We start from the raw sequence: 12,964 nt of genomic DNA, 5'->3' as shown, positions 1-12,964 counted from the left end.
TTTTCAATACTTTCTGTACACTGCATGTATCCTACAAAAAGGTAACATTAAAACCCATCTAAAAACTTGACAATCTTTCTTATTTCAGCATGTTTTCGGCGGATATAGCCTGTACTATAATGTAATTCAAACGCTATTTGTTCTAAAGTCATTCCATCAACATATTTCATTTTAAGTATTTGATGATCCAGTCCTGTAAACTTATTAATTAAAAGCTTTAAATCATACTCTTCATTCATCTTATAAGCTAATTCATATTCAATTACTTCAATTCGTCCTTCTACCTTAGCCCCTTCCGATTCAGCGTTTAATCGTACATTTTGCAAATCACCACTAATCCAACGCTTCAATTCGGCTTTTGATTTATCTAAGTTGTATTCTAAATAAGTAATTTCTTCTTCTAACTTCTTATAATCTTTGAGCCATTCGAACACTTACCGATTCACCCACTTCCGTTCTTTTTACAAAGTCTCTTAATACTAATTTAATAGAATGAATATGCTTATTAACTTTTTCAATCTTTATTACTTGTAAATTATCTTTCATTTTATAAACACAACCCTTTCCTAACATTTTTTTACCCTCTATTGATAAGTTCCTTACATCTTTAGAATTCAGATATTGTAATTAATTCCTGAATCCTTTTGAAAAAACTTCTAACAGTTCCCATAGAACTTTAAGAAATAAACTGAAATTACAAATGGTTCATACTTGATCCAAACATTCACTAATATCTTTATAATACTGTTCACTATGCATCGGGAATCTTTAAAGAATATAAATGTATTATTTTTTATTAAGGTAATATATTTCAAAATAACAAAATCATCTAACGTTTTTTCTTATGACTTATATTTATTTAACACTTCTTGTAATCTCTCACGCTCTTCATCAGTAGATTGCACGATTTTTCTTTCCTCTTCTTGATTTGTTGATTCATCATCTTTGTATAACCAATCAGGTACAATCTCTTTTCTATTTGAATACTTCCTACCTATCCCATTATATTTCTTTTTCTTGCTCATTTCGAAACGTCTATCTAGTATGGCCACATCAACTAATGTTTTAACTTCTTGCTCCTTCCAATTCCTCAATATAGCCTTAATGTAGTTCCATCTTGGTGCATTCTCATCAACGGCTTTATTAATTGCATGCTGAATTAATTCATCACTAAACAAATTACAAAAATCCCCCAACTCTGCAATTGCAATTTCACTTAACGGAATGCCCGTCCCCTTAATAAAGTTGCAACTTACTTTAACCTTCTCATTGCTGGATACACAAGAATCTAATTTATCAATATCATCATAATGATTAGTATTTTGTATATTAGTATTTCGTTTATTAGTAGTTATTCTATTAGTATTTAGTAGTGCTTGATTTTCCTCATATGGCTTTACCACATCTTGGTTTTCCACTTGTGGCATGTTCCTTTGTGGCGTTTCGTAAATTTCCGTATCCCACCTTGTAATTTTTTTGGTATTCCCATCACGAACAGGATAACGTTTTACATAACCTAATTCTTTTAATTCCTTAAAACCTGTACGGAGCGAATCTTCTCCATCCTTAGCATGTCGAGCTAATTCGCTAATATGAAAAGTCCAATCGTCTGGTAATGTAAGCGCATAGGCTAAGATTCCTTTCGCTTTCCAAGACAACCTTTCATCTTTTAAACCAGTATTATTTATAACGGAATAATTACTATCTTTTTTCACTCGAATAATTCCCATACTAGCCACCTCATAAATTCTCAAAAACGGTATTCAATGGTATACTTATCTAGAGATATTTTTTCTTATAGAATCCGCTGCAACGGATTCTTTTCTTATACATTCATTCAAAACAATTATGCTATCCGTATCAATTTTCTCCTAAACCTCTCTTATTCCTCAAATTCAACATCCACTTGAATTTCGATATTCATAGGAATTTCTTGTGTTATACGAATCACATTTTGACTCACTCCTTTTTGAATAAGCTTTCTAACCTGCTCTTTTGCATCTTCTTTTGTTTTAAATTCACTGACAGTTGGTAGTCCTGCTAAACTGCTAGTAATGACTAAAATCTTTCTTTGCATGTTCTTTCCTCCTACTGAATTTCTGCCATATTTATTTGTGAGTTTTTAACTGTAATTTCTTCATTTAAAACAGTTGGAATTGAATATTCTTCATTAATAATTTGTATCGCTCTATCCAAATGATAACGTTTAATAGCTTTATAACTATTCACACCAAATTCCCGATGTAACTGACTATAAATATCTCTATATAACTTTCTTCTAAGGCCGATATCCTGATAAGAATTTGAATTTTTACCTCCCAATAACATAACACCTAACCTCTTTACAGCCCTTATTATCTCTTCACACTCAATAGCATAAAGCGGCGTATTTTCTCGCAATTCCTTCACCTCAGACTTAATCTCTTGTATCTCCTGAGTATGCCCTTCTAACGCAGCAAATGTTAACTTTAAAACCCCCATTGGATCCTTTGGCACATTTTGTTGATTTTGTATATACTGCTTCATTCGTTTGAACTCTTTCATAAATTTAATTTTCATTCCAACCGCTTCTCTAGTGGTATATCCCATAACAAGTAACGTGAATGCTTCTTCTGTTAAATCATATTTAGGGATCCACCTGTTCTTTGAATTAACATAAGTGGACTCGTGAAAATTTTCTCCTCCAAACTCTTCATCTACATATACAATTTGTTTTCGAACTTCCTTCAAAACGTCGAAGTGATCTTTTTTGAATATCTTTGCAATTACCAAACTATCCGTTACTACTTTGCCATTAACTTCAAATACTAATGAACTATGTACTGATGAGTCAGTTAATTGCCCCATCCTCATCTCCTCCTCACTACTAATTTTGAACTATCTTTATTGTATTGAGATAATTTCGCACTACGCATAATTCGTTGCTTTCTTTTTACAGATTAACTAATTATCGAAATTTAATATAAATACTATAATATAAACCCTTTTATTAAGTCATTATTCAATAATTCAGTTATCCATTTTAAGCAATTCTCCTCCGATTTCAATTCGCTTCGTTTTCTTCAAATTCAAAAAGATATTCCAAATTATGTTCTGGAAAAAAAGTTTTCTTAATTTCAAAAGCTTCATCATAATAAAAACGAAATTTACCATTTATTTTGTCGCTCACTGTTGCGTGGCGAAGTTTCAGATGCGAAGAAATTTGTGTAATCATAATTCTTTTTCTCGCCATCTCTGCACGCAAATTCGGATACATCAACTCACCACCTATTTTATGTACGATATTGCGTTCATTTCCATTTAAATATAAACTCAATTTCGTATTTAGTCAACAAAAAAAACGTATTTAAATACTCAATTTCGTATACATTTCTATTTACTAACAAATTCAGTTAGGTTATGATATATACAGAAATACGCAATATCGTATACATTTTAATACGAAAGATGGTGAAAGTAATGAAAAAAGCAGAGGTTGTAACACGCTTAATAAAAGAAGCTGGCTATAGCAAAAGAGCCTTCGCCGAAAAAATAGGTCTCCCCCCCACAACACTGCAATCCATGTTATCAAGAGGGATTGGTAAAGCATCTGTTGATAATGTAATAAAAGTTTGTAAGGGATTAGGAATCACTACTGATGATTTAGAAAAACTCGCAACCCAAGAGGACAATACTGTTAAAGAAGAAGTTTCTATTTATGAAACCATCCAAAACGATCAATCAAATATTATTCATATTCCTATCATTGGTTCTGTAGCAGCTGGTACACCTATATTCGCTGAAGAAAATATCGAAGGCTATTTACCAATGCTAAGTACATTTTTAAACAAGCGTAAAAAGTATTTTTACCTTACTGTAAAAGGCACTAGCATGAATCTCGAATTCCCTGATGGTTCTTATGTTTTAGTAGAGGAAACTCCTTATGTTGAAAACGGACAAATTGCTGTTGTAAAAGTCAATGGTTATGATGCTACCGTGAAAAAGATTTCAAAATCTGGAAGCATCATTACTTTAATACCATTGAGTAATGACCCTATCCACGAACCAAAAACTTACGATCTTTCAGCTGAAGATGTAAAAATCATTGGTCGCGTTGTACAGGCAGTAAAGAATTATTAAGTCATAGCACAAGTGATTTAAAAAAAAGATAAGATCAATTCTTTCGAAAAGATTTTCTTAGTAACATGATTCAAAATAAACAAAAACAATCCATTATCTAGTAGTTAACATATCCAATAACTTCACTAAAAAAGCCCTGATACCGTAGTATCAAGGCTTTTTCATTTCACAAATTATATAAAACTTACATTTATCTGATAATATTTTTCTATGATATCACTACTTGTTATTAATTATTGGCTTTTATGTGGCTGCTTTTCATTTTGCAACCATATAAAATTGTAATAATAGGGAATTAAAAAACCCTTGATACGAGTTGTATCAAGGGTTCAAGCCTCTTAGTATAGAGACATATATTGATCGCGTTCCCATTGGTGAACTTGTGTTCTAAAGATATCCCACTCAATCTCTTTCGCTTCGATGAAGTGCTCAAGTAAGTGTTCTCCTAGTGCACCGCATACTACTTCATTAGATTGTAATGTAACTAACGCTTGCGCTAATGTTGCTGGTAAGTCAACGATACCTGCTTCTTCGCGCTCTTCTTTTGTCATTACATAGATGTTACGGTCTACTGCAGCTGGTGGAGTTAATTTGTTTTTAATTCCATCAAGACCTGCAGCTAATAATGTAGCCATTACTAAATATGGGTTTGCAGCTGGGTCAACACTACGTACTTCTACGCGTGTACTAATACCACGAGATGCAGGGATACGTACTAACGGGCTACGGTTTTGTGCAGACCATGCTACGTAACAAGGCGCTTCATATCCAGGTACTAGACGTTTATATGAGTTTACAGTTGGATTTGCTATCGCTGTAAATGCTGGTGCATGTTTTAAAATACCTGCGATGAAGTGACGAGCATCATCACTTAGTTGTAAGTCACCGTTTGCATCAAAGAATACGTTCTCACCATTTTTAAATAATGATAAGTTACAGTGCATACCTGAACCGTTCACACCGTATAGTGGTTTCGGCATAAATGTTGCGTGTAAACCATGTTTACGAGCAATTGTTTTTACAACAAGTTTGAATGTTTGAATGTCATCACATGAGCGAATTGCATTTGCATATTTAAAGTCAATTTCATGCTGCCCTGGAGCAACCTCATGGTGAGATGCTTCAATTTCAAATCCCATTTCTTCAAGTTCAAGAACGATATCACGACGACAGTTTTCCCCTAGATCCATCGGCGCAAGGTCGAAGTATCCACCGTTATCGTTTAATTCTAATGTTGGATTTCCTTTTTCATCAACCTTAAATAGGAAGAATTCTGGCTCTGGTCCAAGATTGAAGTCTGAAAATCCTAAAGCTTCCATTTCTTTTAACACACGTTTTAAGTTGTTACGTGGGTCTCCATCAAATGGAGTGCCATCTGCATTGTAAATATCACAGATTAGTCGAGCTACTTTACCTTTTTCAGCTGTCCAAGGGAAAATTACCCAAGTGTCTAAATCAGGATATAAATACATATCAGATTCTTCAATACGTACGAAACCTTCAATCGAAGATCCATCAAACATCATTTTGTTATCAAGAGCTTTCGTTAATTGTCTCACTGGAATCTCTACGTTTTTAATTACCCCTAAAAGGTCCGTAAATTGTAAACGGATATACTTTACATTCTCTTCTTTCGCCAAACGGAAAATATCTTCTTTTGTGTATCTAGACATTATAAATTCCTCCTTAGTCCCTCTAATCGCCTTCAGAATCAGTTATCTTTAGTGAAAAAATCTTGAAATGTCACCTTGTCGCAATGAAGTTCGATTGAATCTACCTGTATGTTGTAGTTCATCTCGAAGTATTTTGCGAAGCTCAGTTTTTGAAATTTCTTTTGTTTCTTCTTTTACTTTCACTGCTTCTGTTTGATTTTCTTTCATTAGTAACACTTGCTTAATACCAGCCATATTCAAGCCTTGATCTAACAAATCTTTAATCTCTAACAACTTATCTACATCGTTAAATGAAAATAATCTACGATTCCCCTTTGTACGGGTTGGAGAAACAAGATTATGCTCTTCATAGTAGCGAATTTGACGTGCAGACAATTGTGTTAAATCCATAACAATACCAATTGGAAACAGCGGGGCAGAACGTCTATCTTCTTTCATTTTTCAGTTCCTCCTTCGCCTTAACTGCTTCTCATTTTATAACATGTTATGTTTAGTGTCAATAGATGTTAGCTTTTCTTACATGATTTTTTATAAATTTTTTCATTCTTTTTTCTAATCGCATAAATCGTTACTTTTATACGAAAAAAGCTGCCGATATCGACAGCTCCCCTTTAAGAAATTGTTAATAAATTCTTTTCAATCAATTCATCAATCGCAGAACAAATCGCAATTTTAACATGCGAATACGTTAATCCACCTTGCACATATGCAACATACGGTGGTCTAATCGGACCATCAGCAGACAATTCAATACTTGCACCTTGAATAAATGTTCCCGCCGCCATAATTACATCATCTTCATAACCTGGCATATAGTTTGCATACGGAGTAAAATGCGAATTAATTGGAGATGCATATTGAATCGCTTGGCAGAAGGCAATCATACGGTCTTTATCATCAAATTGAACAGATTGAATTAAGTCTGTTCTTGGTGCATTCCACGCTGGTGACGTGTTCATTCCTAACTTTTCTAAAAACGCAGCTGTAAAAATTGCACCTTTCAGCGCTTGTCCTGCAACATGTGGCGCTAAGAAGAACCCTTGATACATTTCTTGCAGACTGTATAAAGACGCTCCAGCTTCCGCACCAATTCCCGGAGATGTTAAACGATATGCACACGCTTCAACATACTGTTCTTTACCGACAATGTAACCACCAGTTTTTACAATTCCCCCGCCTGGGTTTTTAATAAGCGAACCCGCCATTAAATCTGCACCAACATGACACGGCTCTTGCTCTTCAATAAACTCACCATAACAGTTATCTACAAACACAACAACATCAGGTTTAATTTCTTTAACAAACGCGATCATCTCTTTAATTTGAGAAATAGTAAACGATGGACGAGTAGCATAACCTTTCGAACGCTGAATACCGATCATTTTCGTATTACTATGAATCGCTGCTGCAACAGCTTCAAAATCAACAAGCCCACCTTCAGTTAGCGGAACTGCATTGTAACCAATATTATATTCTTTAAATGAACCTACACCTTTCCCACGCACGCCAACGATTTCCTCTAACGTATCATACGGTTTTCCAGTGATGTACAATAACTCATCTCCTGGACGTAAAATACCGAATAACGCTGTAGAAATAGCGTGAGTACCTGAAATAATTTGCGGACGAACAAGTCCAGCTTCCGCTCCAAACACATCAGCATACACTTTTTCTAACGAATCACGGCCAATATCATCATAACCATAACCTGTCGTCGGGATAAAATGCGAGTCACTAATTTTATGTTTACGAAAACTTTCTAATACACGAAACTGATTACTTTCAATTACTTCATCCGCACGTTTATGTACTTCTGTAATCTGACTCTCTACTTCTTTTACGATTGGAGCAATTTTTTCTCCATTTTTCAAACGATCAAACATTTTTATTTTCTCCTTCTTCCACTAAAAATCTCTTTAATTGCACATTAAGCGATGAATGAGTAAAAATATACCCTGCACAATCATATACAAATTTATCTTCCAGAAACTCCATCTTTGCTAATAGCGTTTCCGTCTTTAAAAGCGTTAATAACTTACCTTCACTCGGAGGGATTTCTACTCGATAACGATCCATTTCTTTCTTCATTTTCATTTCTATCGCTTCTTTTATACGCAATAAATCACTTTCTTCAAAAGCACTAGTCATTAAGAAATCACTTTTCGGAAACGGAATAAAGTTTTGATGTAATTCATCTTTTTTATTATATAACGTAATAATAGGAATATGATTAATTTCAAGTTCTGATAATAATCGTTTTACTGTTCTTTCATGCCCTATGTAGTTAGGATCCGCAGAATCAACTACATGTAAAATAACATCTGCTTCCCCCGCTTCTTCCAGTGTTGAACGAAAAGCAGCAATTAATGAAGTGGGTAAATCTTGTATAAAACCAACAGTATCAGTTAGTAATACTGTATAACCAGAAGGTAACGGCATCTTCCTCGTCGTTGGGTCTAGTGTTGCAAACAGAAGGTTTTCTTCAAACGTATTAGCTTCCGTTAATCTATTAAACAGTGTCGATTTCCCTGCATTTGTATAGCCTATTAATGAAACTTGAAATACTTTATTGTCTTTTCTTCTCTCACGATATCTTTTTCGGTGTTCCACAACAACTGCAAGTTGTTTCTTTATTTCATCAATACGCGATCGAATATGACGACGATCCGTCTCAAGTTTCGTCTCACCCGGTCCTCTCGTTCCAATACCACCACCAAGACGTGATAAGGACAACCCTTGACCCATAAGACGTGGCATTGTATATTGCAACTGAGCTAATTCTACTTGAAGCTTACCTTCCCTCGACTTCGCACGTTGCGCAAAAATATCTAGTATTAGTTGCGTTCGATCAATTACTCTCGCATCTAATACTGAGGATAAATTCCGAATTTGACTCGGCGTTAATTCATTATTAAATACAATAACATCCGGCTCTAATTCTTCAGTTAGCATTGTAAGCTCTTCTAATTTCCCTTTACCTATGTAAGTTGCCGGATGAAACTTTGGTCGTTTTTGCGTTGTTGAAACTAACACTTCCGCTCTCGCAGTCTTAGCTAGTGATGCAAGCTCTTTCATGGAATGCATAAATTTTTCATCATCATCTTGCGGCAATTGACAGCCTACTAATATGACTTTTTCTTTTTCTTCCATCAAATATGTTCACTCATCCTTTTCGAAATTTAAACCTTCTAATATAATAGCAGAGGAAGCACATTTCATCTAGTTAGCGGGGGAGAAAATTCATGGCATGGGAGATTTTTAGCATCATAGGCACAATCGCTTTCGCACTAAGCGGAGCCATTGTTGCAATGGAAGAGGATTATGATATTTTCGGGGTGTATATTTTAGGAATGGCAACCGCATTTGGGGGAGGTGCCCTTCGTAATTTATTAATCGGTTATCCGATTGTCGCGTTTTGGCAACAAGACATGTTATTCCAAATCGCACTTTTATCAATGACTATTATTTTTCTTTTTCCAAATAAGTTAATTAGACATTGGAAAAAGTGGGAAAATATCACTGACGCTATCGGCTTATCAGCATTTGCTGTACAAGGAGCATTATATGCTCAAAAATTAAATTTACCAATTAGCGCCACAATCGTGGCAGCTGTTTTAACTGGTATCGGCGGCGGTATCATTCGCGACCTTTTAGCCCGCAGAAAACCTCTCGTTCTTCGAGCTGAAGTATATGCCTTTTGGACAATTTTAGCAGGTTTCTTAATTGGCGCTCAAATTATTGTTAGCGATTGGGCTCTTTACATTTTATTCATTTTAATTGTTTGCTTCCGCATGGTTTCTATTCATTACAAATGGCATTTACCGCACAGACGTATCGAAACGAAAGAACGTTCAATGCATAAATAGCAATCTAACCTCTTTACATATCGTAAAGAGGTTTTTCTTTTCTAACGATTTTTTCTTTATATAATGTTTATACTAATTTTTAAAGTGAGGTGAATACAAATGACAAACCACGTTAATAAAGGAGCTCAAAAAAGTTCAGTAAACCAATTTGGACACGACCCTAATTCAGCACACGAAAAGAGCGCTAAAATGGAACGCTTCCATAAAGCGCACCAAGAAAAAGCAAAAAAAGAGTAAACGAACTTATACACAAAAATAGACGCACAGTTTATGTACTGTGCGTCTCCTCTTCGAGCATCAAATCCATACTCGATATTCCAATTAAATCATTTTTATCATACGTATCTTCTTGCAACAACCGCATCGCCTGTGTACGAATTGATTTTTCAACAATATTCCGTACATACCGCCCATTACTAAACGATGTAATTTGCGACGAATACTTCACCGCATGTAAATGATCCCTAAATTTCCATTCAGCTTCTTTTGATAACTGATATTCACGATCTTCATACATTCTCTTTCCAATTTCCAATAGCTGATTTACCGAGTAATCCGCAAATTCAATAATAAATGGAAAACGAGACTGCAGCCCTGGATTTAATGAAAGAAAGTGATTCATCTCTCTTGAATATCCAGCTAAAATCAATACAAAACCATGTTGTTTATCTTCCATATGTTTTACAAGCGTATCAATTGCTTCTTTTCCAAAGTCCTTCTCTCCTCCTCGAGCTAAAGAATAAGCCTCATCAATAAACAAAATACCTCCCATTGCTTTTTTTATTAAGTCTCTTGTTTTTTGAGCTGTATGGCCGATATACTCTCCTACAAGATCAGCACGTTCAGCTTCAACCAAGTGGCCTTTCGATAGAATATTCATCTCAAACAGCAATTTCCCTATCATTCTAGCAACAGTTGTCTTCCCTGTACCCGGATTCCCTTTAAACAACATATGAAGTACTTGCTTCTCAGACTTCAATCCCTTCTCTTGTCTTTTTTTATTCACATAAATCCAAGCATATATTTCTTTTATTATCTTTTTTATATCATCCATCCCAACAAGCTTCCCCATCTCTTCTTCAATTCTCTGCAGCATTTCATGTTTAATTGTAGTTTCATTTGAAATTACCGTTTTATTTTCTGTGGCTGGCAAAGAAATTTTCTTTCGATGGTTTAACACAATATTAATTTGATTGTTGTTTTTCTTTCGCATCGATTGTTCCATACAATCACCTCATTTTATCCCGCTATTTGCGGGCAGTAAGACTCCCACCTCGACATTCAGCAAACGCTTGGTATTTAAGCGGGAGATAACCGCCCGTAAATGCCCGATTGGTTCAACTAATAATCGCAGAGGATGAACAAAATCCCCACTGATTATAGTTTCACTTTATCCACTCACCAAATATTATTATTCCTGTCCCCCTTGTAAATGCCTATTTTCAGAAAAGTTTGCTATAATATAAGAAATAATTAAGGTGGTGGGACTATGGAGACAACGGAATTCCATGATACAATACAAGCCTTTTCTATTTTTTTATTGAATAAAGGCCGAAAACCCTCAACTATTAAACGTTATGTTTATGACGTTGAAGACTTCGGACATTGGTTAGAAAAAAACAAAAAGCTCCCTTCCAGTAATATATGGGCTACACTTTGTACAAAAGACTACGAAGATTACTTTTCCGATTTAAAAACGAATCGACATTACTCAGAAAAAACGATGCATCGTGTATTTACTGTATTAAATAGAATGCATCACTTTCTAAACATTCCCAATCCATTGAAGAATATGGAAATATCTATTCAACCAGACCGTACACTTCGTAACGAAGATTTCATTTCACCTGATGAAGAAAAAAGATTAAAGTATATAGTCACTTCATTAGAAGGACTTTCAGAAAAACAACTTCCTGTGCGCCCTTTATTAATGGATCGCAATATTGCTATTTTAAATCTATTGATCGACTACGGTTTATCCTTACAGGAACTTACAGCATTAACAATGCATCACGTTCACTTTGAAACTAACACATTGTCAATCCCAGCAACCGCAGGTGTAGAAAGAACAATTACATTAGCAAAAGAAGACAAAAAACAACTATATAATTATTACAAAAGTATCCCAGAACCAGTTCGTCCTAAGTATCATAGTGATGATTCATTGTTTGTCGCATTTGATTTTAACCGCGGAACATACAGGTGGGTATATGAAAATGATGCACCAAAGGCATTAACGGAAATTGCTATACAAAAAATGATTCGCCTCGAAGTGGCTAGAGCCAATTTACGTAAAGGAATTTCAGGACAACATTTTCGTAACACCTATATTTTAAACTTAATAAAAAAAGAAACTCCTGAATCAGAAATTATAAAACTCGCTGGATTCAAATCAAAAATTTCATTAAAGCGATATTATCAATACGCAGAAAATAGAAAAAACGCCTTATTGTAAGGCGTTTTTTCTATTTTTTCTTTAAACAAACGATTTTACTATGACCATTTAACTAATTTCTGCATCTACTATGATGAGTTTCGTTCACATTTTCATGAGAAAGGAGAGATTTAATGTCTCGTTATAACGACAGTCAAAACAAATTCTCCAAACCATGCTTTCCAAGTAGCGCCGGACGAATCCCAAATACTCCATCAATCCCAATTACTAAAGCTCAACTTAGAACATTTCGTGCGATTATTATTGATTTAACAAAAATAATCCCAAAACTTTTCGCAAATCCATCTCCCCAAAACATTGAAGATCTAATCGATACATTGAACCTACTAAGTAAATTTATTTGTTCACTAGACGCTACTTCCTCCCTGAAAGCACAAGGGTTAGCTATTATTAAAAACTTAATAACTATATTAAGAAATCCAACCTTTGTAGCAAGCGCTGTATTTATTGAGCTTCAAAATCTCATTAACTATTTACTATACATTACAAAATTATTCCGAATTGACCCTTGCACACTTCAAGAGCTTCTTAAATTAATAGCAGCATTACAAACTGCTCTAGTTAATTCTGCTTCGTTCATTCAAGGACCTACCGGACCTACTGGGCCTACTGGACCAGCAGGCGCTACTGGTGCCACTGGACCTCGAGGTAACACGGGCGCTACTGGACCTCAGGGGCCTCAAGGTAACACAGGCGCTACCGGAAATACAGGCGCTCAAGGACCTGCGGGTGCTACCGGACCTCAGGGGCCTCAAGGTAACACAGGCGCTACCGGTGCTACTGGACCTCAAGGTGTTCAAGGTAACACAGGTGCTACTGGGGCTACTGGCCCTACAGGACATCAAGGGCGG

16 protein-coding genes are annotated in these 12,964 nt (G+C 35.2%); 5 read left to right on the top strand and 11 right to left on the bottom strand.

What is annotated here, in order from left to right:
• Positions 1 to 47: 47 nt before the first annotated feature.
• The 6 genes from MR160_RS20985 to MR160_RS20960 form a co-directional block, all read right to left on the bottom strand.
• Complete coding sequence (locus MR160_RS20985; protein WP_000464432.1) at positions 48 to 434, bottom strand: hypothetical protein; 387 nt, start codon at positions 432 to 434, stop codon at positions 48 to 50.
• A complete protein-coding gene (locus MR160_RS20980) occupies positions 409 to 573 on the bottom strand; it encodes a hypothetical protein (protein WP_000900737.1) in 165 nt (54 codons plus the stop codon). Before MR160_RS20980 ends, MR160_RS20985 begins: the two co-directional genes overlap by 26 nt.
• A 269-nt stretch (positions 574 to 842) precedes the next feature.
• Positions 843 to 1,730, bottom strand: coding sequence for a DnaD domain protein (locus MR160_RS20975; RefSeq protein WP_000511422.1), 888 nt, complete (start codon positions 1,728 to 1,730; stop codon positions 843 to 845).
• Between the two features lie 152 nt (positions 1,731 to 1,882).
• A complete protein-coding gene (locus tag MR160_RS20970; protein ID WP_001189066.1) occupies positions 1,883 to 2,077 on the bottom strand; it encodes a hypothetical protein in 195 nt (64 codons plus the stop codon).
• Positions 2,078 to 2,088: 11 nt separating this feature from the next.
• Positions 2,089 to 2,847 carry a phage regulatory protein gene (locus tag MR160_RS20965; protein WP_000531298.1) on the bottom strand — a complete coding sequence of 253 codons (759 nt, stop codon included), beginning with the start codon at positions 2,845 to 2,847 and terminating at the stop codon, positions 2,089 to 2,091.
• Positions 2,848 to 3,043: 196 nt separating this feature from the next.
• Complete coding sequence (locus MR160_RS20960) at positions 3,044 to 3,256, bottom strand: hypothetical protein (RefSeq protein WP_000283430.1); 213 nt, start codon at positions 3,254 to 3,256, stop codon at positions 3,044 to 3,046.
• Between the two features lie 203 nt (positions 3,257 to 3,459).
• On the opposite strand from MR160_RS20960, the gene MR160_RS20955 reads away from it, so the two are divergent.
• On the top strand, positions 3,460 to 4,119 hold the full coding sequence (locus tag MR160_RS20955; protein ID WP_000708856.1) for a LexA family protein: 660 nt from the start codon (positions 3,460 to 3,462) through the stop codon (positions 4,117 to 4,119).
• A 338-nt stretch (positions 4,120 to 4,457) separates the two neighbouring features.
• Here MR160_RS20955 and glnA read toward each other — a convergent pair whose 3' ends face one another.
• The 4 genes from glnA to hflX form a co-directional block, all read right to left on the bottom strand.
• Positions 4,458 to 5,792, bottom strand: a complete 1,335-nt coding sequence (glnA, locus tag MR160_RS20950) for a type I glutamate--ammonia ligase (protein ID WP_000092763.1) — start codon at positions 5,790 to 5,792, stop codon at positions 4,458 to 4,460.
• A 48-nt stretch (positions 5,793 to 5,840) separates the two neighbouring features.
• Complete coding sequence (glnR, locus tag MR160_RS20945) at positions 5,841 to 6,230, bottom strand: transcriptional repressor GlnR (protein ID WP_000656783.1); 390 nt, start codon at positions 6,228 to 6,230, stop codon at positions 5,841 to 5,843.
• 173 nt (positions 6,231 to 6,403) lie between these two features.
• Complete coding sequence (locus tag MR160_RS20940) at positions 6,404 to 7,675, bottom strand: methionine gamma-lyase family protein (protein ID WP_000460287.1); 1,272 nt, start codon at positions 7,673 to 7,675, stop codon at positions 6,404 to 6,406.
• Entirely contained in the window at positions 7,668 to 8,942 is a 1,275-nt protein-coding gene (gene hflX / locus MR160_RS20935) for a GTPase HflX (RefSeq protein ID WP_000391414.1), read from the bottom strand. Before hflX ends, MR160_RS20940 begins: the two co-directional genes overlap by 8 nt.
• A gap of 92 nt (positions 8,943 to 9,034) precedes the next feature.
• Here hflX and MR160_RS20930 point away from each other — a divergent pair, with 92 nt between their 5' ends.
• Entirely contained in the window at positions 9,035 to 9,658 is a 624-nt protein-coding gene (locus MR160_RS20930; protein WP_000312267.1) for a trimeric intracellular cation channel family protein, read from the top strand.
• Positions 9,659 to 9,757: 99 nt separating this feature from the next.
• A complete protein-coding gene (locus tag MR160_RS20925) occupies positions 9,758 to 9,895 on the top strand; it encodes a hypothetical protein (protein ID WP_000181505.1) in 138 nt (45 codons plus the stop codon).
• A gap of 31 nt (positions 9,896 to 9,926) precedes the next feature.
• Here MR160_RS20925 and spoVK read toward each other — a convergent pair whose 3' ends face one another.
• Positions 9,927 to 10,883 (bottom strand): stage V sporulation protein K, encoded by a 957-nt coding sequence (gene spoVK, locus MR160_RS20920; RefSeq protein ID WP_000438196.1) that lies wholly within the window; start codon positions 10,881 to 10,883, stop codon positions 9,927 to 9,929.
• A 264-nt stretch (positions 10,884 to 11,147) separates the two neighbouring features.
• Between spoVK and MR160_RS20915 the strand changes: the two genes are divergently transcribed.
• Positions 11,148 to 12,113, top strand: a complete 966-nt coding sequence (locus MR160_RS20915) for a tyrosine-type recombinase/integrase (RefSeq protein WP_000450330.1) — start codon at positions 11,148 to 11,150, stop codon at positions 12,111 to 12,113.
• A gap of 113 nt (positions 12,114 to 12,226) precedes the next feature.
• The coding region (locus tag MR160_RS20910) for a collagen-like repeat preface domain-containing protein (protein ID WP_242297988.1) at positions 12,227 to 12,964 on the top strand (738 nt) is incomplete at its 3' end.

The organism is Bacillus cereus group sp. BfR-BA-01382 (genome assembly GCF_022663475.1).
Taxonomy (GTDB): domain Bacteria; phylum Bacillota; class Bacilli; order Bacillales; family Bacillaceae_G; genus Bacillus_A; species Bacillus_A thuringiensis_S.
This window is presented reverse-complemented; position numbering and strand designations above follow the sequence as displayed.